This window comes from Heterorhizobium halophytocola, assembly GCF_017873095.1.
Taxonomy (GTDB): domain Bacteria; phylum Pseudomonadota; class Alphaproteobacteria; order Rhizobiales; family Rhizobiaceae; genus Allorhizobium; species Allorhizobium halophytocola.
The window spans coordinates 204,787-226,811 of record NZ_JAGGJU010000003.1 but is presented as its reverse complement, the minus strand read 5'-3'; the positions used below and the strand labels follow the sequence as shown (position 1 = coordinate 226,811).

The 22,025-nt window shown below is 64.3% G+C and carries 22 protein-coding genes and 1 tRNA gene; 12 read left to right on the top strand and 11 right to left on the bottom strand.

Going from position 1 to position 22,025, the window contains the following annotated elements; genetic code table 11:
- Positions 1–31 precede the first annotated feature (31 nt).
- Together sthA and J2Z17_RS06560 are read left to right on the top strand one after the other, a co-directional pair.
- Complete coding sequence (gene sthA / locus J2Z17_RS06565) at positions 32–1,447, top strand: Si-specific NAD(P)(+) transhydrogenase (protein WP_209943349.1); 1,416 nt, start codon at positions 32–34, stop codon at positions 1,445–1,447.
- Positions 1,448–1,503: 56 nt separating this feature from the next.
- Positions 1,504–2,307 (top strand): endonuclease/exonuclease/phosphatase family protein, encoded by an 804-nt coding sequence (locus J2Z17_RS06560; protein ID WP_209943347.1) that lies wholly within the window; start codon positions 1,504–1,506, stop codon positions 2,305–2,307.
- Positions 2,308–2,319: 12 nt separating this feature from the next.
- On the opposite strand, the gene J2Z17_RS06555 is transcribed toward J2Z17_RS06560, so the two are convergent.
- Positions 2,320–2,883: a TetR/AcrR family transcriptional regulator gene (locus J2Z17_RS06555; RefSeq protein WP_377300216.1), complete on the bottom strand. Its 564-nt coding sequence runs from the start codon at positions 2,881–2,883 to the stop codon at positions 2,320–2,322.
- Positions 2,884–3,022: 139 nt separating this feature from the next.
- Here J2Z17_RS06555 and J2Z17_RS06550 point away from each other — a divergent pair, with 139 nt between their 5' ends.
- The 4 genes from J2Z17_RS06550 to J2Z17_RS06535 all read left to right on the top strand — a co-directional run bounded on the left by J2Z17_RS06550 (position 3,023) and on the right by J2Z17_RS06535 (position 7,485).
- Positions 3,023–4,213, top strand: coding sequence for an MFS transporter (locus tag J2Z17_RS06550; protein WP_209943343.1), 1,191 nt, complete (start codon positions 3,023–3,025; stop codon positions 4,211–4,213).
- Positions 4,214–4,329: 116 nt separating this feature from the next.
- Positions 4,330–5,352 carry an LLM class flavin-dependent oxidoreductase gene (locus J2Z17_RS06545; RefSeq protein WP_209943757.1) on the top strand — a complete coding sequence of 341 codons (1,023 nt, stop codon included), beginning with the start codon at positions 4,330–4,332 and terminating at the stop codon, positions 5,350–5,352.
- Between the two features lie 152 nt (positions 5,353–5,504).
- Positions 5,505–6,719, top strand: a complete 1,215-nt coding sequence (locus tag J2Z17_RS06540) for an MFS transporter (RefSeq protein ID WP_209943341.1) — start codon at positions 5,505–5,507, stop codon at positions 6,717–6,719.
- A 118-nt stretch (positions 6,720–6,837) separates the two neighbouring features.
- The gene (locus J2Z17_RS06535) at positions 6,838–7,485 is read left to right on the top strand and encodes an MliC family protein (RefSeq protein ID WP_209943338.1); all 648 of its coding nucleotides are present in this window, start codon (positions 6,838–6,840) and stop codon (positions 7,483–7,485) included.
- A gap of 27 nt (positions 7,486–7,512) precedes the next feature.
- Here J2Z17_RS06535 and J2Z17_RS06530 read toward each other — a convergent pair whose 3' ends face one another.
- Complete coding sequence (locus J2Z17_RS06530; RefSeq protein WP_209943336.1) at positions 7,513–8,943, bottom strand: coniferyl aldehyde dehydrogenase; 1,431 nt, start codon at positions 8,941–8,943, stop codon at positions 7,513–7,515.
- Positions 8,944–9,134: 191 nt separating this feature from the next.
- Here J2Z17_RS06530 and J2Z17_RS06525 point away from each other — a divergent pair, with 191 nt between their 5' ends.
- Positions 9,135–9,914, top strand: coding sequence for a DUF4396 domain-containing protein (locus J2Z17_RS06525; RefSeq protein WP_209943332.1), 780 nt, complete (start codon positions 9,135–9,137; stop codon positions 9,912–9,914).
- A 17-nt stretch (positions 9,915–9,931) separates the two neighbouring features.
- On the opposite strand, the gene J2Z17_RS06520 is transcribed toward J2Z17_RS06525, so the two are convergent.
- The 5 genes from J2Z17_RS06520 to J2Z17_RS06500 form a co-directional block, all read right to left on the bottom strand.
- Positions 9,932–10,531 (bottom strand): class I SAM-dependent methyltransferase, encoded by a 600-nt coding sequence (locus J2Z17_RS06520; RefSeq protein WP_209943330.1) that lies wholly within the window; start codon positions 10,529–10,531, stop codon positions 9,932–9,934.
- Positions 10,532–10,695: 164 nt separating this feature from the next.
- The gene (tig, locus tag J2Z17_RS06515; RefSeq protein WP_209943329.1) at positions 10,696–12,198 is read right to left on the bottom strand and encodes a trigger factor; all 1,503 of its coding nucleotides are present in this window, start codon (positions 12,196–12,198) and stop codon (positions 10,696–10,698) included.
- Positions 12,199–12,380: 182 nt separating this feature from the next.
- A tRNA-Leu gene (locus J2Z17_RS06510) sits at positions 12,381–12,465 on the bottom strand.
- 144 nt (positions 12,466–12,609) lie between these two features.
- A complete protein-coding gene (locus tag J2Z17_RS06505; RefSeq protein ID WP_209943328.1) occupies positions 12,610–13,206 on the bottom strand; it encodes a GDYXXLXY domain-containing protein in 597 nt (198 codons plus the stop codon).
- Positions 13,203–14,312: a DUF2157 domain-containing protein gene (locus J2Z17_RS06500; protein ID WP_209943327.1), complete on the bottom strand. Its 1,110-nt coding sequence runs from the start codon at positions 14,310–14,312 to the stop codon at positions 13,203–13,205. Before J2Z17_RS06500 ends, J2Z17_RS06505 begins: the two co-directional genes overlap by 4 nt.
- 640 nt (positions 14,313–14,952) lie before the next feature.
- Here J2Z17_RS06500 and J2Z17_RS06495 point away from each other — a divergent pair.
- Positions 14,953–15,099 (top strand): DUF1127 domain-containing protein, encoded by a 147-nt coding sequence (locus J2Z17_RS06495; RefSeq protein ID WP_209943326.1) that lies wholly within the window; start codon positions 14,953–14,955, stop codon positions 15,097–15,099.
- 156 nt (positions 15,100–15,255) lie between these two features.
- Here the strand turns inward: J2Z17_RS06495 and J2Z17_RS06490 are convergent, their stop codons facing one another.
- A complete protein-coding gene (locus J2Z17_RS06490; RefSeq protein WP_209943325.1) occupies positions 15,256–15,594 on the bottom strand; it encodes a hypothetical protein in 339 nt (112 codons plus the stop codon).
- Between the two features lie 378 nt (positions 15,595–15,972).
- On the opposite strand from J2Z17_RS06490, the gene J2Z17_RS06485 reads away from it, so the two are divergent.
- On the top strand, positions 15,973–16,116 hold the full coding sequence (locus J2Z17_RS06485; RefSeq protein ID WP_209943324.1) for a DUF1127 domain-containing protein: 144 nt from the start codon (positions 15,973–15,975) through the stop codon (positions 16,114–16,116).
- A 253-nt stretch (positions 16,117–16,369) separates the two neighbouring features.
- Here J2Z17_RS06485 and J2Z17_RS06480 read toward each other — a convergent pair whose 3' ends face one another.
- Complete coding sequence (locus J2Z17_RS06480; protein WP_209943322.1) at positions 16,370–17,254, bottom strand: SDR family oxidoreductase; 885 nt, start codon at positions 17,252–17,254, stop codon at positions 16,370–16,372.
- 101 nt (positions 17,255–17,355) lie between these two features.
- On the opposite strand from J2Z17_RS06480, the gene J2Z17_RS06475 reads away from it, so the two are divergent.
- Both J2Z17_RS06475 and trmFO read left to right on the top strand, forming a co-directional pair.
- Entirely contained in the window at positions 17,356–18,177 is an 822-nt protein-coding gene (locus tag J2Z17_RS06475; protein WP_209943320.1) for a helix-turn-helix transcriptional regulator, read from the top strand.
- Between the two features lie 91 nt (positions 18,178–18,268).
- The gene (trmFO, locus tag J2Z17_RS06470) at positions 18,269–19,690 is read left to right on the top strand and encodes a methylenetetrahydrofolate--tRNA-(uracil(54)-C(5))-methyltransferase (FADH(2)-oxidizing) TrmFO (protein ID WP_209943318.1); all 1,422 of its coding nucleotides are present in this window, start codon (positions 18,269–18,271) and stop codon (positions 19,688–19,690) included.
- 21 nt (positions 19,691–19,711) lie between these two features.
- On the opposite strand, the gene J2Z17_RS06465 is transcribed toward trmFO, so the two are convergent.
- The gene (locus J2Z17_RS06465) at positions 19,712–20,602 is read right to left on the bottom strand and encodes an AraC family transcriptional regulator (protein ID WP_209943316.1); all 891 of its coding nucleotides are present in this window, start codon (positions 20,600–20,602) and stop codon (positions 19,712–19,714) included.
- A gap of 140 nt (positions 20,603–20,742) precedes the next feature.
- On the opposite strand from J2Z17_RS06465, the gene J2Z17_RS06460 reads away from it, so the two are divergent.
- Positions 20,743–21,522, top strand: a complete 780-nt coding sequence (locus J2Z17_RS06460; protein ID WP_209943313.1) for an SDR family NAD(P)-dependent oxidoreductase — start codon at positions 20,743–20,745, stop codon at positions 21,520–21,522.
- Positions 21,523–21,544: 22 nt separating this feature from the next.
- Here the strand turns inward: J2Z17_RS06460 and J2Z17_RS06455 are convergent, their stop codons facing one another.
- Positions 21,545–22,006, bottom strand: a complete 462-nt coding sequence (locus J2Z17_RS06455; RefSeq protein ID WP_209943311.1) for a hypothetical protein — start codon at positions 22,004–22,006, stop codon at positions 21,545–21,547.
- Positions 22,007–22,025: the final 19 nt, after the last annotated feature.

Genomic DNA, 22,025 nt, shown 5'->3' with positions numbered 1-22,025 from the left:
ATTCACTCACCCCATGCAAACGGGACAGACTATGAACCAGTATGATTTGATCGTGATCGGCAGCGGACCCGCAGGTCGGCGCGCAGCGATCCAGGCGGCAAAGCTCGACAAGCAGGTGCTCGTGGTCGAACGCGGCCGGCGGGTGGGCGGCGTCTCCGTCCATACCGGCACGATCCCATCCAAGACCCTGCGCGAGACCGCGCTCAACCTGACCGGCTGGCGCGAGCGCGGCTTCTACGGCCGCGGCTACCGGGTCAAGCAGGAAATCTCGATCGACGATCTGCGTCGCCGCCTGTTGATCACGCTCGACCACGAAGTCGACGTGCTGGAGCACCAGTTTTCACGCAACCGCGTGCATCAGATCCGCGGCAGCGCCAAATTCGTCGATGCCAAGACCATCGAGATCGAGAAGGATGACGGCGAGGTGCTGCACGCCAAGGGCGGGTCGATCCTGCTGGCTGTCGGCACCAAGCCCTACCGCCCCGACAACATCCCCTTCGACGGCGAATCGATCATCGACAGCGACGAACTGCTGGAAATCAAGAAGCTGCCGCGCTCGATGGTCGTCATCGGCGCCGGGGTCATCGGCATCGAATATGCCACGATCTTTTCCGCGCTCGACACCACGGTGACCGTGGTCGAGGGCCGCGACACCATGCTCGACTTCATCGACAAGGAGATCGTCGACGACTTCTCCTATCAATTGCGCGACCGCAACATGAAGCTGATCTTCGGCCAGACGATCGACAGCATCGAGAAGGAGGTCAGCGGCAAATGCCGGGTGACGCTCGCCAATGGCCGGGTGCTGAACGCGGAAATGGTGCTCTATGCCGCCGGCCGCTCCGGCGCCACGGAGACCCTCAATCTGGAGGCCATCGGCCTCGTGCCGGACAAGCGTGGACGCATCAAGGTCGATCCGGAAACCTTCCAGACCGATATCCCCGGCATCTATGCCGCAGGCGACATCGTCGGCTTCCCGGCGCTGGCCTCGACCTCGATGGAACAGGGCCGGATCGCCGCCCGCCACGCGGTCAACGCACCGGCCCGCGAACCGCCGCAGTATTTCCCCTATGGCATCTATGCCGTGCCGGAAATCTCCACCTGCGGCATGTCGGAAGAGGAAGTGACCCAGCGCGGCATTCCCTATGAATGCGGCATCGCGCATTTCCGCGAGACCTCGCGCGGCCATATCATGGGCCTCGACACCGGCATGCTGAAGATGATCTTCTCGCTGAAGACCCATCGGCTGCTCGGCGTTCATATCGTCGGCGAGGGCGCGACCGAACTGGTGCATATCGGCCAGGCGGTGCTGAACCTCAAAGGCACGGTCGAGTATTTCGTCGAGAACACGTTCAACTTCCCGACGCTTGCCGAGGCCTACAAGATCGCCGGTCTCGACGCGTGGAACCGGATGGGCGAACTGGAAGAGGAAAAGGCGGCGGAGTAGTCTCACCGCAAACCGGCAGGCCCGTCTCAGGTCTGCCGGAAACGCCAGGGGGCGTGATGCGAATTCTATCCCTCAACGTCTGGGGCGGCATGCTGCATGCGCCGTTGCTCGATTATCTGCGCCGGGTCGATGCCGACATCTACTGCCTGCAGGAAGTGGCGCAGGCACCGGCGGCAGAGACCGAGTGGCTGACCTATCGCGACGGCACGGTCGAATTGCAGCAGCGCGCGAGACTTTATGACGAGATTGCCACCGTTTTGCCGGACCACCGTGGCGGTTTCTATCCGACGGCCCGCGGCGAACTGCTGGATGGTGACACGCCCTGCCCGCAATTCTTCGGCCTTGCGACATTCGTGCGCGACACGATCCCGGTGGTCGGCAGCGTGCTCGATTTCATCCACGGCAGCTATTCGGCCGACGGCTTCGGTGACCATCCGCGGTCCCGCAATGCCCATGGTCTGCGCATCTACGCCCACGAGACAGACGTCCATGTCAGCGTCGTCCACCTGCATGGGCTGCGCGATCCGCAGGGCAAGCACGACACGCCGGCACGACAGGCGCAGGCGATCAAGCTGAAGGCGCTCATCGAGGCGCTTTGTCAGGACGGCGATCGGCTGGTCGTCTGCGGCGATTTCAACCTGCTGCCGGAGAGCGACACATTCGGCGTGCTCGCCTCCCTCGGGCTGCGCGATCTGGTGACCACAGGCGGCTTTTCCGGTACGCGCACCGGCTACTACACGAAGGCCGGCCGTTTTGCCGACTACATGCTGGTCAATGACGCTGTCGACGTGCAGCGCTTCGAGGTGGTGGCGACGCCGGAAGTGTCCGACCACTGCGCCCTGCTGCTGGATCTCGCCTGAACCGGCACCGGCCTATGGTCGCGGCAGCGAGGTGACGGCGCCGACCAGGTCGGTGCAATAATCCGGCGTGACGTCGCGGTCGCCCATCAGCAGGTGATAGACGATCGGGGCGAGAACACGGTCTTCGACCTCGCCGATGTCAAACCCCGCCTCGCCCCGCGCCAGGGCACGCGCCTGCAGGATCTCCAGCTGCTGGCGGGTATATTCGCAGCAGCGGCACGAATAGGCGCTTTCACCCGAGCGGGTGAAGAGATCGGCGTACATCTGGCGCCCCACCGGCGTCGCCATCTCCTCGGCATATTGCCGGGCCCAGGCCTCCACATCGCCAAGCGCCGAGCCGGTATCGGCAGGCTCCGTCTGCGGGCGCATCCGTTCCGAGGCGACGTCGGCCAGCACTTCGGACAGGTCGCCCCAGCGGCGGTAAATTGTCGACGGCGTGACGCCGGCCCGCTCGGCCAGCATCGGCACACTGATCTCGGTGCGGTCGATCTCGCCCAGCAGTTCACGAACCGCCTTGTGCACGGCTTCCTGGATGCGGGCACTGCGCCCGCCCTGACGGATCATCACCTTGGCCATCGCCATGTCCTTTGTCTGTTGTTACCCCCTATGTGGCCCATGGCCTGATTATTTGAAAGACATAAACGCAAATATGTTGCATTAAGACAAAACAGGCCTATGTACTTAACGCAAATTCTTTGCTTTAAGGATCCGATTCATGTCCGCCTCCCATCCTGATCTGCGATCCGCCGCGCTCGCGCGCGTCGCCCCGTTCGGCTTTGCCACAACGGTCACCTTCTACACCGTCAGCGGCGCGCCGACGCCGCTCTACCATCTCTACCAGCAGGCCTTCGGCTTCTCGGCGCTGACACTGACGGTGATCTTCGCCGCTTACGTGGTCAGCCTGCTGCTCGGCCTTCTGTTCTTCGGCAGCCTGTCGGACTATCTCGGCCGCAAGCCGGTGATCGTCGCGAGCCTGGCGATCAATGTCGCGGCGCTTGCCGCCTTTCTTCTCGCCGATGGTGCAGACATGCTGATCCTTGCCCGCTTCCTGCAGGGTCTCGGCACCGGCATCGCCATTCCCGCGCTTGGCGCCCAGATTCTCGACGCCGATCCCAAGCGCGGACCGGTGCTCAACAGCACCGGCGCTTTTCTCGGCCTGATGATCGGCACGCTGCTGTCTGCCGTGCTCGTCACCTATGCGCCCTATCCGATGCATCTGGTCTATGGCGTGCTGCTTGCCGTCATTACGCTTGAGGCCCTTGCCCTTGTCGCCATTCCCGAAACCATCACGCGAAAGGCCGGCGCCCTTGCGTCGCTGAAGCCGCGCATCGCCGTCCCGGCCTCGGTCTTCGCCACGCTGATGCGGGTGACGCCGGTCAATATCGCCGGCTGGGCGCTTGGCGGCTTCTATCTGTCGCTGATGCCGAGCCTCGTCAGTGCGGCGACCGGCAACAAGAGCGTCTTTGTCGGCGGCGGCGTCGTGTCGGCGCTGATGCTGTCGGCCCTGATCACCGGTCTTGCCACCCGCGGCACACGCCCGACGCGGGTTCTGGCTGGTGGCTCGCTGGCGCTGATTCTCGGGGTTGCGACGACCCTGACAGCCGTCGCGGAGCATCAGGTCGGCCTGATGTTTGCCGGAACGGTGATTGCCGGCTTCGGCTTCGGCGGCAATTTCGGCGCCATCCTGCGCATCGTCCTGCCGCTCGCCGACCAGAACGACCGCGCTGCCCTACTGTCGACCTTCTTCGTCGAAAGCTATCTGGCCTTCTCGCTGCCGGCGATCGCCGCCGGCCTTGCCGCCCCGCATATCGGGCTTGCCCTGGTCACCTATATCTATGGCGCCGCGATCGTCGTGCTGGCGAGCCTGTCGCTTGCCGGCATGCGGCAACTCGCCAGAACGGCCTGACCGGCGGCGCGTGTACGGATCCGGAAACAGTGCGTGCAGCAGGGCACGACTGTAACCGGGCGGGCCGACATGCCATCTAGGGATCAAGATCTGATTCAAGACTTTGAGGCATGACCATGAAGAACATCGGTTTTCTCTCGTTCGGACACTGGACCCCGTCGCCGCAGTCGCAGACCCGTTCGGCCGGCGACACCCTGCTGCAGTCGATCGATCTCGCGGTTGCTGCCGAAGAACTCGGCGCCGACGGCGCCTATTTCCGTGTCCACCATTTCGCCCGACAGCTTGCCTCGCCCTTTCCGCTGCTGGCCGCCGTCGGCGCCCGCACCTCGAAGATCGAGATCGGCACCGGCGTCATCGACATGCGCTACGAGAACCCGCTCTACATGGCGGAAGATGCCGGCGCTGCCGACCTGATTTCCAGGGGCCGGCTGCAGCTCGGCATTTCCCGCGGCTCGCCGGAACAGGTGATCGAGGGATGGCGCTATTTCGGGTATCAGCCCGAGGAAGGCCAGAGCGATGCCGACATGGGCAGGCGCCATGCCGAGGTCTTTCTCGACGTCATCCAGGGCAAGGGTTTTGCCAAGCCGAACCCGCGTCCGATGTTCCCCAACCCACCCGGCCTCTTGCCGCTGGAACCCTATTCGGAGGGGCTGCGTGACCGCATCTGGTGGGGCTCGGGCTCCAATGCCACCGCCATATGGGCCGCCGAGCAGGGCATGAACCTGCAATCCTCGACGCTGAAGGACGACGAAACCGGCGAGCCCTTCCATGTCCAGCAGGCCAAGCAGATTCGTGTCTACCGCGACGCCTGGGCGGCCGCCAGCCATAGCCGCACCCCGCGGGTGTCGGTTTCGCGTTCGATCTTCGCGCTCGTCAACGACATGGACCGCGCCTATTTCGGCCGCGGCGGCAAGGAACAGGATTCGGTCGGCTATATCGACGAGAGTACCCGGGCGATCTTCGGCCGGTCCTATGCCGCAGAGCCGGATGCGCTGATCGAGGAACTGAGGAAGGACGAGGCGATCGCCGAGGCGGACACGCTGCTGCTGACGGTGCCGAACCAGCTGGGCGTCGACTACAACGCCCATGTGATCGAGGCAATCCTGAAGCATGTGGCGCCGGCGCTCGGCTGGCGCTGAACCTCGCGTCCTGCCGCCTCTGCAGAACCCGGCGGCGGCAGGATCAACCCTGCAGCATCGCTGCTCGAGCCGCCGCACCGCGAATCGTGGTATAGCAGACGTTCCTTCGCCGGCTTTCCTGGCCGGCGCATGTCTGCTCTCCCGGGACCGCGATGTTCTCCTCCCTCGGCTATATTCTGCGGAGCCGTCAGCTGACGGCCCTCAGCCTCATGGTGTTTCTCGTCGGCACCGCGGGTGCTGCCACCCTGCCCTATCTCTCGGTCACCGCGATCGGCGAACTGCATATCTCGAACCGCAATTTCTCCCTCATCATCTTTGCCAGTGCGATCACTGCGGTGACGATCAGCGTCGTTATCGGCATCCTTTCCGATCGCATGCATGACAGGCGGCCGATGACGGCCATCCTCGCCCTGGTCGGTGCCCTGGGGTTCGGCTCGATCTTCCTCTTCCCGCGCATTCCGGTCTTTGTCGGCGCAACGGTCCTGCTGATACCGTTTTTCCAGGCGGTCCTCGCGACCGTGTTTTCGACGACGCGGCTGGAGACCGCCAGCCTGTCGCCCCGCGAGGCGGCGCAAGTCAATGCGACGATCCGCACGGCACTGTCGGCGGCCTGGGTGCTGATGCCCGGCGCCATCGGCCTGCTGCTGGCCGGCGCCGGCTGCATGCTGGGTGCCTGGGGCCTTGCCGGACTGGCCTGCCTGCTCGTCGCACTGGCCGCCGCTTTCCTGCTTCGGGCACCGGATGGACCGCGCGGCCACGACGCGGACCGTCCGGGCTTCGTCGCCGGCCTGAAGGCGCTGGCGACACCTGCGATGCTGGTGCGGCTGCTGTCGATCTCGGCGATCACCGCCACCATCCGGCTGACCGCCAATACCTGGCCGCTGATCCTGACGCTGGAGCTTGGCGGCACCACAGCCAATGTCGGCCTGATCGCCGGCATCGTGGCGCTGGTCGAGATCCCCTTCATGCTGCTGTGGGCATCCGCCCTCAGGCGCATCGGCATCGTGCCGATCATCATTGCGGCGGCCCTGCTCTACATGGCCCAGATGCTGGCGATCTCCATGGCCACCGCCGCCTGGCAGATCTATGGACTGACGGCACTTGGTGGTGCCGCGGCAGCGGCCCTGCTCTCCATGCCGCTCAGCTATTTCCAGGATCTGTTTCCCGGCCGCCCCGGGCTCGGCACCTCGCTCTTCCCGATCAACAACTTCATCGGCAACGGCCTGACGGCATTGGCCTTTGCCGCCGGCACGCATTTCTTCGGCTATGGCGGCACGCTCTGGCTCGGAGCCGCTCTCGCGGGCGTCGGCATCGTGGCGCTGCTGGCCGTCGAGCGAAAGACCGCGCCGCCCGCTCCGGCGGCGTGAACGGCAGCCTGCGGCCTTACGGCAAAATCTGCTTGTCACGACGCGCGGATCGCCGCCTAATGGGGCCGGCGTTCCATCGCCCGAAACACGGCGGCGCCTGATCTCGGGAGCAGCCGGCATGGTCGCCATGCGAAATTCGTCACCCCTTGCTGGCCTTGCAGGTCTCTTTGCCGTCGCCATGCTGGCTGGCCTCGTGAGCCTTCTTCAGCCCCTGCCGGCCAAGGCTGCCAAACCGACATTCCCCTGCGCTAGGGACGGCCATGCGATCGAGGTCCTGATCTGCGGCAATGCGGCGCTGGCGGAGAAGGATCGGAAGCTTGCGGAGGTCTATGCGCAGGCACTTGCCGCGCTGAAGGGACTGGCCGACGAAAAGCAGGCGACCCGAGACCTGAAAACCTACCAGCGCGGCTGGATCGGCGGGCGCAACGACTGCTGGAAGGCCGACGACACGCTCAAATGCACCAATGACAGCTATGACACCCGGATCGCCGAGCTGCAGGCCCGCTATTTCCTGGTCAAGGGTGGCGACCCGGTGTTCTTCCGCTGCGACGACAATACCGAGATCGTCGCCACCTTCATCGCCACCGAACCGCCGGCCGTGCGGCTGGAGCGCGGCGACAGCCAGAAGATCGGCCTGCTGGCACCGAGCGCCTCGGGCGCCCGCTACGTCGCCGATTTCGGCGTCTCCTTCTGGACCAAGGGAGACGAGGCGATGGTGACATGGCCCGAAGGCAGCGAATTCCACTGCACGGTGACGACGCCGTGACCATCCGGACCGGCACAGCCGCGCCGATCAGCGCAGCTTGATCATCAGCACCAGACGGGCCAGCCAGCCATAGGGCGGGCGCACGAGGCTTGCGAGGTTGAGGCGCCCCTGGGCATAGACGCCCTTGGCATGGCTCAGCCGCCGGAAGCCCTCGATGCCGTGATAGGCGCCGATGCCGCTTTCCCCGACGCCGCCGAAGGGCAGGTCCTCCTGGGCGAAATGCAGCAGGGTGGCGTTGATCCCGAGATTGCCGGAGGTGGTTTGCGCGCGGACCTGCCGGCAGGCTTCGCCGCGCGCCTCGCCGAAGAAATACAGGGCGAGCGGACGCGGTCTCCCGTTCACATAGGCGATCGCATCCTCCATTCCGCGGTAGGTGACGACAGGCAACAATGGCCCGAAGATCTCGTCGCGCATGACCTGCATGCCGTCATCCACCCCGAGCAAGAGATAGGGATCGAGCTTGCGGCCGGCGTTTTCGCTCTCGTCGAGCGCCGGGCCAAGCCGCGTAACGGTCGCCCCCCGGTCTTCCGCGTCCTCCAGCAGTCCGCGCAGCCGCGCATGATGCCGGTCATTGATGATTGCCGCATAGTCCCGGCTGGCGCTTCCGTCGGGAAAGAGCCTTGCGACGGTTTCGCCATAGCGTCTGACGAAGGACAGGCGGTCGTCTTCATGCACCAGAACATAGTCCGGCGCGATACAGGTCTGGCCGGCATTGGCAAGCTTGCCATAGGCGATGCTGGAGACCGTGCGGTCGTTCACCGCCCCCGGCTCGATGATTGCCGGCGACTTGCCGCCGAGTTCCAGCGTCACCGGCACCAGGTTTTCGCTGGCGGCCTTCATGATCGACCGGCCGACCTGCGTGCTGCCGGTAAACAGCAGATGATCGAAGGGGAGGGCCGCGAATGCCTTTGCGACATCCGAACCGCCCGTGACGACGGTCACCTCGTCTTGCGCAAACACATCCGCCAGCAGGGTCTTCAGCGCCGCGCTCGTATGCGGTGTGAACTCGGACGGCTTCAGCATCACGCGGTTGCCGGCGGCAATGGCGGTGGCCAGCGGCGTCAGTGCCAGCGATACCGGATAGTTCCAGGGGGCGATGACGCCGACCACGCCGAGCGGCTGGTATTCGATCCGGGCCCGCCCCGCCTGGAACGCCCATCCGACATGGCGGCGCTGGGGCGCCATGAAACGGCGCAGGTGCCGAACCAGGTAACGGATCGTCTCGCAGGCCGGCAGGACCTCCATCAGCGCCGTCTCGGCGACCGGGCGATGACCGAAATCCGCCATGACGGCATCCTCAAGCGCGGAACGCCTTGCAATGATTGCGCCGCGCAAGGCCTTCAGCCGCGACAGCCGGGCGCCCAGATCCGGCGGCCCGTCGCGCAGGTAGGCCTGCTTCTGCGCCGCCAGCAGGTCACCGAGCGCCCTGACCGTGTCTGCCTCATCCGATTGCTCCACCGGTCTCCCCCCGTTCGCTCTGTCACGGCATGCCCTGACCTCCAACTTTCAGGGAACACCGCACGCGTCGTCTGCAGGTCGTCAGCATGCACCCGGCTCGAGGGCCGCGCAAACGGAACTTTAGGGCGTCAATCGGGTTCGAACTCTGGTAAACCCTCCATAATACCCATCCCAAAGGAGCTCTGTCGCGCATGTTTCCGCTGTGGTTTCGCCTGTTGTCCAGCGCCAGCCTGCTGCTCGCAGTCGCCTGTGCCGTCTTCATCCTGCTCGACCTGTCGCGCCGCCCGCAGCCGATGCGGATCATGAATGTCGTGTGGCCGGTCTGCGCCCTGTTCGGCTCGATATTCCTGCTGGTGTTCTATTGTCTCTACGGCCGGGCAAAGACCAGGCCATCGCTGAGCGGCGCCTCCGCCGGCACGACAATGTCGCACGCCGGCATGCAGGGACACGCAAGCGGGCATCGGCACCACAGGGCCAATCAGCGCAAGGCGCCGTTTCCGATCGCCGTCGCCAAGGGCGCCCTGCATTGCGGCAGCGGCTGCATGCTGGGGGACCTTGCGGCGGAATGGCTGGCCTTTGCCCTTCCCGGGATCGCGGTCGCCTTCGGCTGGCAGTGGCTGTTTGCCGACAAGACCTTTGCCGTCTGGATCCTCGATTTCCTGTTTGCCTTCGTGCTCGGCATCGTCTTCCAGTATTTCGCCATCGTGCCGATGCGCGGCCTGTCGTTCCGCGAAGGGGTCCGCGAAGCGGTGAAGGCCGACGCCCTGTCGCTGATCTCCTGGCAGGTCGGCATGTACGGGGCCATGGCGATCTTCCAGTTCTGGCTATTGCCGGACGCCTTTGGCAGCCGCGCCGAGGTCAACCAGCCGAGCTTCTGGTTCATCATGCAGATCGCCATGCTGGCGGGCTTCGTCACCGCCTATCCGGTCAACTGGTGGCTGATCCGCAAGGGCGTCAAGGAAGCCATGTGAAGCCATGTGAGGCGACGTCAGGCGGGCTTGACGGCCGTGACATAGAGCCAGTCGGTCGGTCGATCGTCATAGCCCGATCCCTTGGCAGCGGAAATATCGACCGCCTGCCAGTGGAACGCGGCGTAAAACGCATGCAGGTCGTCCCGGGACGGATAGTTGTAGTAGCGCCCAAGCCCGTCCTGTCCCTCGCCAGCGCCTTCCTTGTAGCTGGCGAAGAAGACACCGCCGGGGCGAAGCGCCCGGTGAATACGCTGCAGGACATCGGGCAATCCGCTGCGCGGCACATGCAGCAGGCAGGCATTCGCCCAGATGCCGTCGAAGCGTGCGATCTCGTCCAGTTCGTGGAACAGCAGGGTGGCGACCGGCATGCCGAGATGCTGCGAGGCCAGGGCCGCCATTTCCGCGGAACCGTCGGTCGGCCGGATGCGATATCCGCGTTGCCGCATGACGTCGCTGTCGGCCCCGGCGCCGCAGCCAAGCTCCAGGATATCGCCGCCATCGGGCAGACGCGCCAGAAAGCCTTCGAGCCTTGCCTCGGCGGGCAAACGCTTGCGCCGACTATAGGCCTCAGCCTGCCGTGCATAAAAGGCCAGCGTATCGGGATCCGAACTCTGCACGCCTTGAGCTCCTTGCGGTCGCGACAGCGCGCAGACTAACCCTGTCGGCCCGCATGCCGCAACCGCCATCCGGCCGTGGGTGCGAACGCCGCTGCGTTGCGGCATCCAAACGCAAAAGGCCGCCCCGAAGGACGGCCTCTCTCAATTCCAGTGGGATCCGAAGATTACTCGGCGTCGGCTTCGTCGGCCTTCTTCTTCTTCGGTGCGGCCTTCTTTTTCGGAGCAGCCTTTCCGTCGCCTTCGGCGGCGTCGGCAGTCTCGTCAGCCTTGGCGGCAGCCTTCTTCTTCGGCGCAGCCTTCTTCTTGGCCGGCTTGTCGGCATCGCCTTCGCCGTCTTCGTCCGCGAACAGCTCGTCCTTGGTCACGGTCTTGTCGGTGACGGAGACTTCGCTCAGCAGATGGTCGATGACCTTCTCTTCAAAGATCGGCGCGCGCAGCGAGGCCGAAGCACCGGGGGTGTTGCGGAAGTAATCGAGGATTTCCTTCTGCTGACCCGGGAACTGCTGCAGCTGGGCGAAGAGCGCACGCTGCATCTCGTCTTCGGATACTTCGACCTTGGCCTTCTCACCGATTTCCGAGAGCACGAGGCCCAGACGAACGCGACGCTCGGCCAGCTTGCGATATTCGTCGCGGGCTTCTTCCTCGGTCGTCTCTTCGTCTTCGAAGGTCTTGCCCGACTGGGCGAGATCGGTGTTGATCTGGCGCCAGATGTTTTCGAACTCGGCATCGACGAGCTTCGACGGTGCTTCGAACTGGTACATGGTGTCGAGCTGGTCGAGGATCTGACGCTTCACCTTCTGACGGGTGGCGTTGCCATACTGGCTCTCGATCTGGCTGCGCACGACTTCCTTCAGCTTGTCGAGCGATTCGAGGCCGAGCGTGGTGGCCAGCTCATCGTTGAGCTCGATCTTGCCGGGAGCTGCAACGTCCTTGACGGTGATGTCGAAGGTGGCTTCCTTGCCGGCGAGGTTTGCCGCCGGATATTCGGCCGGGAAGGTAACGGTGATCACCTTCTCGTCGCCGGCCTTGACGCCGACCAGCTGCTCTTCGAAGCCCGGGATGAAGCGGTTCGAACCGATGACCAGTTCGGAATCCTCGTCCTTGCCGCCGTCGAAGGCTTCGCCGTCGACCTTGCCGAGATAGTCGATGGTGACGCGGTCGCCGTCGGCGGCCTTGCCCTTCTTGGTCTCGTAGGTGCGGGCGCTCTCGGCGACCTTTTCGATCTGCTCGTTGACTTCGTCTTCGGAAACCTCGACCACTTCGCGGGTGACCGTGATGCCGGAAGCGTCCTTCAGCTCGATCGGCGGGATCACTTCATAGGCGACGGTGAATTCAAAGTCGGCCTGGGCGTTGAGGATCTTGTCGGCCTCCGCCTCGTCCTCGGTCATGGCGATTTCCGGCTGGGTCGCCGACTTCTCGCCGCGCTCGGAGAGAATCTGGCCCGGCTGGTCGCGAACGATCTCGTTGACCAGTTCGGCCATGATCGACTTGCCGTACATCTTCTTCAGGTGGCCGACCGGAACCTTGCCCGGACGGAAGCCATTGATGCGAACCTTGTCCTTGGCATCGGCGAGGCGCTCGTTCATCCGAGCTTCCATGTCCTTTGCGGGGATAACGACCTTCAGTTCGCGCTTCAGCCCTTCAGCGAGCGTTTCAGTAACCTGCATGTTCTTAACCTTCATGTCGTGACGGCCATGTCCGGACAGCCGTTGGTTTTCCCGTGAACACGTCGCCGAAAAAAGATCGGGCGTGTCTGTTCGTCAAATCGTCAAGCGTTAAGCCGGCGAAGACTTGGACACTGGACGATCGAACTTCGACCGAACCAACCCGTATCGACCCGCGGCGTCGCTGGTGCGGGTAGAGAGACTCGAACTCCCACGCCTTGCGGCGCTTGGACCTAAACCAAGTGCGTCTACCAATTCCGCCATACCCGCGTCCGGTCAGACCGCATGCCGCCAACAGGCGCATGCCCCCTGCGGAGCGCGCGTCTCTATATCACCCGTTTTTGCTGGCGCAAAGGAAAAATGCGCAGCAAAAGCCGCCGTCCAACAGCAGTTTGGCGAAGACCGGTGCTGCCGCTACTCGGAACCGACGGTGTAAACCGGCTCACCGTCGATGAACAGGGACTCGACCTGCGCGCGTCCTGCATCATCGACGCGCACGCCGAGCATCAGAGGCTTGGCGCGGGCCGCCGCCTCGACGCGCGGCCCCTCGCCTTCCGGCAGATAGAAGCGCTCGATGCCGTAGCGAACATGGTAGTCGCGCGCGGAACCGGCGGTCTCCCTGGGCGGATCGAATGGCAGGCTTTCGATCACCACGGTGCCGTCCTGTGGCTCCAGGCGATCGAAGGCGGCCTCGGCGATCTGCCAGGTCTCGCCCTCGGCCGTCGGCTTCAGCCGCACGCGCAAAACCTGCTGTCCGCCGGCGTCGGACGGCTTGTCCTTCACCAGGTCCGCCGGCACGCGGTCGATATCCGGCGACAGCGCCACATATTCGCCGCGCAGCAGATCCCGGGGATCGACCGGCCGGATCGACAGCAGGACCTGGCTGCCCTGCGAGAGGATGGCGGCACGCCGGCCGATCTGGCCGCCGAGAATGGCAGTCATCACCGCCGAGATCAGGATGGCGCCGCACAGCGCCGCAAACAGATTGCCGCGATTGACCACACCCGTCATGCCGCGTCCTCCCCGGCCTTTGCCCTTGCGGCAAACATCTGCTCCAGCCGGATGACCGCAAAGGCAAGCGCTGCCATGACCACGCCCGACAGCAGGAAGAAGCCCGATGAGCCCAGCATGCTGCCGATCGTCTCGTAGCTCAGATAGAAGACTTCCACGACGAAGACGCCATAGGCCAGAAAGCGCGCCGCCCCATTGTCACGGCCGGCCAGCGTCATCACCAGGATGACGGTGACGACGGCAATGCTGGCAAGCAGGGCCCGACCGCCGACCCCATAGACATCGATGTGCAACAGGGCCAGGCCGAGGACCGCAATCAGCAGGGCATAAAAGGCGGGCGCCGCACCGGCGCGCGCGATCGGGCCCGGCAGCGGCATCAGACGCTGGCTCAGCAGGCTAAAGACGGCAAGACCAACCGCAAGATAGGCGGCCGCCAGCACGGGCGAGCTGTCCAGGGCATAGAGCCACCCCAGATAGGCGACAACCAGCAGGTAGACCATATGGCGCACCCGGTCGGCGCCGGTCCACCAGATCAGCGGCAGCATGGCAAACGCGATGGCAAGCACGATCAGCGGCAGTCGGCCGCTCCATTCGAAATCGGCCTCGCCGAGATAGGTGAGAAACAGACCCCATAGAAGAAGAGAGGCAAGCCCGGTCAGGGCGCCTGAACGCATCAGGACCGCCGAGCCGAAGGTCACGCCAAGCCAGACCATCAGGGCGTCCACGGCATCGCCGGAGATCTGGTAAAGTTGCCCGACAAGCGCGATGCCGCCGCCGAAGCTCGCCGCACCGAGCAGCAGAAGCGAAGCCTCCAGACTGCGCGCGCCCTTCCAGCGAGCCAGTGCCGCAGCGATATGGAAGACCCAGATCAGCAGGATAATGCCGCCGATCTTGACGCTGCGCGGAATGTCCTGCCAGCCGGCGGCAATCAGCAACAGAAGCGAGGCCGACAACAAGATGGCGGCCAGCACCAGCAGGACGGCGCCGATGCTGAAGGCATTTTCGCGGCTGTCATACTCCTCGAGCAGGCGCTCGGCGCGCGCGGGCTCGATCAACCCCAGCTCGCTCCACCGCTCGAAATCCCGCTTCAGTCTGCCACGATACAAGCTGTGTCCCCTCGTGCTTCCGGTCCGAATGCCGAGGCTTGTCTTAGCGTCGCCAGATGAAAAGACAATGGCGATGACGGCCCGTTTGCCGGGAGCTGCCGAAGCCATGCGTAATGCGCATGCCTTCCATGATTATATTGCGCTGCACATTGAAGCCGGCTTCGGCTAGAAAGATCGCAACGGAGCGACGGACACCCAGCCGGGATGTTCGAAACTTCCCCATAGTTCGGCGTCGTGCCCTCCTCCTCCTCCCAAGCACGATGTCGACCGGTAGACGACACCTCCTCCTCCCAGTTGTCTACCACCTTTCATAGCGCTCACCGGATCTCCTCCCCCGGTGGGCGTTATGCGTTTCGGCAGCCTGGTGAATGCATGACCCCGGCGCCGGTCCTCCCGCCCGAGTCACAGTCCCCGTGGCCCGATCCATGCCCTGCATGCCGGAGCTTTCGGCAGCTTGCCTCCGAAATGATCAATAAACGGGCAGGTAACGGGTGTTTAACCAAGATGCCATGCGATTTGCGCATGGGTGCCTCCATGCATTGTCTCTTCATAACGCGTGCAGCGCAGCATATATTGCAGTCATGAGATTGAAGCCAGCGAGACGAGGTCGCCGGCGGACTGCAAACAAAGGACAAAGATCATGAAAATCACACGCTCTTTCAACAATTGGCGCAAGTATCGTCAGACCATCACCGAACTCGGCCGCATGACCGACCGCGAACTGACCGATCTCGGCATCGGCCGCTCGGACATCCGTCGCGTTGCCCGTGACGCGATCGCCGGCTGAACCGCTCTGCGATGACGGTTCCGGCATGATGTCGGAAAACGCCTGACATGACGTCAGCGACAAAAAACCTCCCCTTGCGGGAGGTTTTTTTGTGTCTGCGGACTGCCTGCCCACCCGGCAGACCGGAGACGGACGGCCGCGTGGGCAGAAAAGCTGTCAGACCAGCCTGGAAATGCGCACGCCGATGATCGGCGCGGCGAGCTTGCCGATCACGCCGAGATGCAGCGCGCTGGACAGTCGCGACAGCAGGAGGCTTGTTGCAAGCGTCACACCGGCCCGTATCCAGGGATGCCTGCTTGCGCGCTGCGATGCATCACGGCTCTGCCCTAGCCGCTGGCGCAAAGTTTCCACCTCATCGCTCAGCCTGGCGATCTCCGCGCGGATTGCCCGCGCCTGGGTCTGGTCGCGCATGTCATCGACATAATCCTGCGCTTCGTTGATGTATTCGCGACGCTGCGCATCGCTGTCGAACCCGTTGGTGCGAATATCGGTCATGTTTTCTCCATCTGTGCATCTGGCATTGCCGGCGGCCCGGACCTCCGCGCCACCGCCCCTTTTGCCCTCGAAGAAGGAGAGCGTTGGCGGTATCCCGTCCGCGGTTGCGGCTGATGTTCCAAGAACGCGCAGCAAGGGCTCGGAGTTGCATGGGAACTGCGCAACCGCGCGCCCGCCCCCAGGCCCGACGATGCCGGTTTTTCAGCCGCTATCCGCGATTTGATGCTTATTTGTTCAACACATTGCACAAATGCATGGCAGTCATCTCGAGATTGCACTGCACAATAGGCATGAATGCACGTATATAGAGTGCAAGCGCTGAGGCGGCGAAAAGACCGCAGACCCAGCGAGCAAAAAGATTTTTCGAGGAAACACCCCATGAACCCGATTCGCTATGCCAAGAACTGGATCAGCTACCGCCGCACCATGAACGAGCTCGGCGGCCTGTCGTCGCAGGCTCTGTCCGACATCGGCCTGACCCGTTACGACATCCGTCAGGTTGCTTCTCGTTCGTTCCGCTAAGCGCGGTTATCGAGAGTATTTAAAAACGGCGCCTCCGGGCGCCGTCAGACTGCTGACAAACCCTATTCAGCTTTAGCCTTCCCATCAGATTCACGGAACGTCTCTGAATCGAAACCAGAACGGATCGGAATCAATCAAGCTGCGCGGAGACCTCAAAGAGGTTTGTCAGCAGTCTGACGGCGCCTCCGGGCGCCGTTTTTGCGTTTTGCGGGTGGGACACGGTGTGCCTCTTGCAAGGCTCGCCGGCCGGCCTTCAGTACCGCATGGCAGCAAGGTCTTCGAGCAGGGTCGGACCTGTCGGATTCCATCCAAGGGTCTGCCTTGTCCATTCGCTCGTGGCCTGCATGTCGAGGCCGACAAAGATGCCCATCCAGCCGAAATGGGCCTGCACATCCTCGGGCGCCACCGAAACAGCCTCGACCTTCATGCCGCGCGCCAGTGCTTCGGCGATATCGCGGGCCGGAATGCCCTCCTCGGCAACCGCATGGTAGCGCGCGCCGGCAACTGCCCGCTCGATCGCCAGACGGTAGACCTGCGCGACATCCTCGACATGCCCGGCCGGCCAGCGGTTGCGTCCCTCCCCGACATAGCCGGAGACGCCCTTTTCCCGGACGATATCCAGAAGCGGGCTGATCAGGCCCTGGCGGACCGGATCGTGCACCTGCGGCAGGCGGACCACCGACAGGTTGACCCCTTCGTCGAGAAGCGCGTTGCCGGCCATTTCGGAGGCGATCCGCGGATTCGGATGATCGGTGTTGAAGATGTCCTCCCGTGCCGGGCCGCCGTCCGACGGGCTGCCGATCCCGGTGCCCGAGGTGATCAGCATCGGACGATCCGAGCCCTTCAGCGCCTGGCCGAGGGCCGCGATCACGCGGGCGTCCTTCTGGCAATTCTCGACAAACCGGGAAAAGTCATGGTCGAAGGCCAGGTGGATGACGCCATCGGCCTTGTCCACGGCGCCCAGCAGGGTGTCGGGCTCTTCCAGCGAGGCATGATAGGGTTCCGCACCGGCCGCCTTCAGGCTTTCCGCACCGGCCTCGGATCGGGTCATGCCGATTACCTGGTGGCCGGCTCCGATCAGTGCCGTGACGACCCTCGAGCCGATGAAACCGCTGGCGCCGGTAACAAAGATACGCATGGTGTTAAGTCTCCTTCGATAGCAAGGAGCGCACTATCGCCTGCGCCGTTATCCTGTTAAAGTAGTGACCTTATCCTAGTATAGTAACTACCGGGCAGCCCATGTCGCCAGACCCCTCCCAGTCCCTCGCCGCCTTCTTGAAGGTTCGCCGCGCGCGGCTCGATCCGGCCACCTTCGGCTTTGCCGGCCGCCGGCGCACGCCCGGGCTCCGGCGCGAGGAAGTCGCCCAGCGGGCCAATATCAGTCCGACCTGGTATACCTGGCTTGAACAGGGCCGTGGCGGCGCGCCCTCCGGCGACGTCCTGAACCGGATCGCCAATGCGCTGATGCTGACCGAGACCGAGCGCGAACATCTCTTTTTGCTCGGCCTCGGCCGTCCGCCCGAAACCCGCTACCGGTCGGAGGATGGCGTCAGCCCGCGACTGCAGCGCCTGCTCGACCGGTTCGACACCTGCCCGGCCGTGGTCAAGACGGCGACCTGGGATGTCGTCGGCTGGAACCGCGCGGCGACCGTCGTGCTGACGGACTACAGCGCATTGCCGCCCGACCGGCGCAATATCCTGCGCTTCCTGTTCTGCGACCCGGAAAAGCGGGCAAAACAGCACGACTGGGAAAACCTGGCGCGATTCGCGGTTGGTTCCTTCCGCGCGGATGCGGTGCGCGCCGGCGCCACCTCGGACGTCAACGCCCTGGTCGAGGAACTCTGCCGCGAAAGCGCGGAATTCGAAAAGCTCTGGCATGAAAACGAGGTCCACGGCCATGGCGACGGCATCAAGAAGCTGAAACATCCCGATCTCGGCCTGATCGAACTGGAATTCTCGACCTTCGCCGTCGATGGCCGGCCGGATCTGACCTTGATGCTCTACAATCCGGTCGATCCGGCGCTGGCCGAGCGTATCCGCACACTCACCCTCCAGACCTGACCGGGCGACCGGATCGGAAGAGCACGGACTTGCCGCCGGCCCGCAAGAATGCCCGTTTCATCCGGCGATGGACCGTGATATGGCAGCGCCCATGACGACAAAGCCTGACTTTTCCCCCATTCACGTGATCGGCGGCGGCCTCGCCGGCTCCGAAGCGGCCTGGCAGATCGCCCATGCCGGCGTGCCCGTGATCCTGCACGAAATGCGCGGCGTGCGCGGCACCGATGCGCACAAGACCGATGGCCTCGCCGAACTGGTCTGCTCCAACTCGTTCCGCTCGGACGACGCCACGGCCAATGCGGTCGGCGTCATCCATGCCGAAATGCGGCTTGCCAATTCCGTCATCATGGCCTGCGCCGACCGGCACCAGGTTCCGGCAGGCGGCGCGCTGGCGGTCGACCGCGACGGTTTTTCCGAAGCCGTCACCGCGACGCTTGCCGAACACCCGCTGATTACGGTCGTGCGGGAGGAGGTCTCCGGCCTGCCGCCGGAGGACTGGGACCAGGCGATCATCGCAACCGGCCCCCTCACCTCGCCAGCACTTGCCGAGGCCATCCGCGCCCAGACCGGTGAGGATGCGCTGGCCTTCTTCGACGCCATCGCCCCGATCGTCCACAAGGATACGATCGACATGGATATCTGCTGGTACCAGTCGCGCTACGACAAGGTCGGCCCGGGCGGCACCGGCAAGGACTATATCAACTGCCCGATGGATGAAGCGCAGTACAACGCCTTCATCGACGCGCTGATCGGCGGCGACACGGTCGGCTTCAAGGAATGGGAAGGCACGCCCTATTTCGACGGCTGCCTGCCGATCGAGATCATGGCCGAACGCGGTCGCGAAACCCTGCGGCACGGGCCGATGAAGCCGATGGGCCTGACCAATGCGCATAATCCGACGGTCAAGGCCTATGCCGTGGTGCAGCTGCGCCAGGACAATGCGCTCGGCACGCTCTACAACATGGTGGGCTTCCAGACCAAGCTGCGCTACGGCGAGCAGGCGGAGATCTTCCGGATGATTCCCGGGCTGCAGAATGCCGAATTCGCGCGGCTCGGCGGCCTGCACCGCAATACCTATATCCATTCGCCGGTGTTGCTCGACCATACGCTGCAGCTGAAATCTCGGCCGGGCCTGCGCTTTGCCGGCCAGATCACCGGCTGCGAGGGTTATGTCGAAAGCGCCTCGATCGGCCTGCTGGCCGGCCGCTTCGCCGCCGCCGAACGCAAGGGCGAAACGCTGCCCCCTCCGCCGCCGACGACGGCCATGGGCGCATTGCTCGGCCATATCACCGGCGGCCATCTGGTCAATGACGAGGAGCCCGGCAAGCGCTCCTTCCAGCCGATGAACGTCAATTTCGGCCTGTTTCCCGACCTCGCACCCGGCTCGATCAAGAAGCCCGAGGGCGTGCATCGGTTCCGCGGCAAGGACAAGTCAGTGATGAAGAAGAACCTGATGGCGGCGCGTGCGCTTGCCGACTGCCGGACCTGGCTCGGCCTGCCGGCCGCCGAATAGGCCGCGAGCCGGTGCTACGCCTCAGGCAGCCTGCTGCCGGAGGTCGGTGATATCCTTTTTCGGCGGCGTGCCGAACAGCCGGGCATATTCGCGGCTGAACTGCGACGGGCTCTCGTAGCCGACCTGGAAGGCCGCCGTTTCGACATTGAGCGCGCCCGACAGCATCAGCCGCCGCGCCTCCAGAAGCCTGAGCCTTTTCTGATACTGCAGCGGCGTCATCGCGGTCAGCGCCTTGAACTGCCGATGGAAGGCGGAGGGGCTGAGCTGGGCCACGGCCGCAAGGTCGTCGATGCGCAGCGTCTCGGCGAAGCGGTCGCGCAGGAAATGCACCGCATCGACGATGCGGCGCGCATGGCTGTTGCCGAGCGTCAGCCGCGCGATCTCGCCGCCATGCGGCCCCGTCAGCAGCCAGTAGCAGATCTCCCGCATCACAGCCGGATAGAGCATCGGGATCGCCTTCGGCGTTTCGAGCAGGCGCACCGCGCGCAGCACGCAGTCGGCCAGCCGGTCGTCGAGATCGGCCACAAGGGCGCCGGCGCCCGGCTCGCCGCTGGCGGCCGGCGGTTCGTCCAGTCCCTCCATCACCTCCTGCATGATGCCGGGATCGAATTCGATCACGACACCCAGAAATGGCTCGTCGGGGCTTGCCGCGACGACGCGGCCGCAGGCCGGCATCTCGACGCTGACGACCAGCGCCTTGCCCGCGGCATAGGCGTAGTCACGGTCGCCGAAGCTGGTCACCTTTGCGCCCTGCACCACCGCGCAGAGCGCCGGCTTGTGGATCAGGTGCGACGGCGGCCTGGCATGATCGGCGCGCAGCACGATGACGCCGTCGATCGTCGTGACGAAGGGGCTGTCGCCCGACTGTCGTTCCGCATAGCCACGAAGGGCCTGCAGCAGTTCTTCGATCATCCCATGTTCCCCTGATCCGGTTGTCGGGTCTTCGGCAGCATCCGAAGCAGAAATAGGCAAGAAGCAGGCGAGTTCCGGCATTCAAATGTCAAAAGCCGCCTCCTAAGGTGCGCGCCTATCAAAACGCCCGGAGCTCCATCATGCAAGTCGAAAACACAGAAAACTCAACGCCCAAGATCGCGCTCGTCACCGGTGGCAGTCGCGGGCTCGGCCGCAGCACCGTGCTGGCGCTGGCCGGGAGCGGCGTCGACACGATCTTCACCTATCATGCAAATCGTGCAGAAGCCGACAAGGTTGCGGCCGCTGTTGCCGATCTCGGACAGCGCGCGATCCCGTTGCAGCTCGACACTGGCGACACCTCCTCCTTCTCCGCTTTCGTCACGCAGGTGCAGGCCGCACTCGGCACATACGGGGCCGAACGGATCGACTATCTGGTCAACAATGCCGGTACGTCGCACCACAACGCCATCGAGGCGACCACCGAGGCGGAGCTCGACGGGCTCTACAATGTCCATTTCAAGGGCGTCTTTTTCCTGACGCAGGCGCTGCTGCCGCTCATCCGGGACGGCGGACGGATCGTCAACATCTCCTCCGGTCTCACCCGATTCTCCGTGCCCGGCAGTGCCGCCTATGCCGCGATGAAGGGCGCCGTGGAGGTGCTGACGCGCTACCTCGCCAAGGAACTGGGTGCACGCGGCATCACCGCCAATACGGTCGCACCCGGCGCCATCGCCACCGATTTCAGCGGCGGCATGGTGCGTGACAATCCGGAGGTCAACAAGATGGTCGCCGGCATGACGGCGCTCGGCCGTGTCGGCGTTGCCAACGATATCGGTCCGCTGATCGCCTCGTTGCTGGGCGACAGCAATCGCTGGATCAACGGTCAGCGCATCGAGGCATCCGGCGGCATGGTGCTGTAAGCCCGATCGACCCGGCCCGGTGTCAGACGGAGGGTAGCGGTCCGTCCGGCAGAGGTCCGCCATGCTGCGGCGCCACCTGATTCTCCAGCATCCACAGCGAGACTTCCGCCGCTTCCTTGACGTTGGCAAAGCGGAACTCGCCGGACTGCGACGGAAATTCGCGAAACTCGACGGCAAATCCCTTGCCGTCAGCCAGCGGCTGAACCCGGATCGTGCCCGGCTCGATCAGATGGCAGGCATAATGATGCCGCGTCTGGCGCATGAAGCCGGCGCGATTGTCGAACAGCCGGACGAAGACCGTCTGCTGGTCGGCCGTCGTGTGCAGGCTGCGGATCGCCTCATTGGGAAAGGCCCGGCCGAATTCGAGGATGGCAAGCCCGGTATCGCCCAGGCCCTCCTCGTCCTCCCGCTTGGTCAGCCGCGTCGAGAAATAGGCAAAGACAATGACCAGGCCGAATATGAAGGCCCACGAAAAAAAGCTCAACTTCGTCTCCCGCGCATCA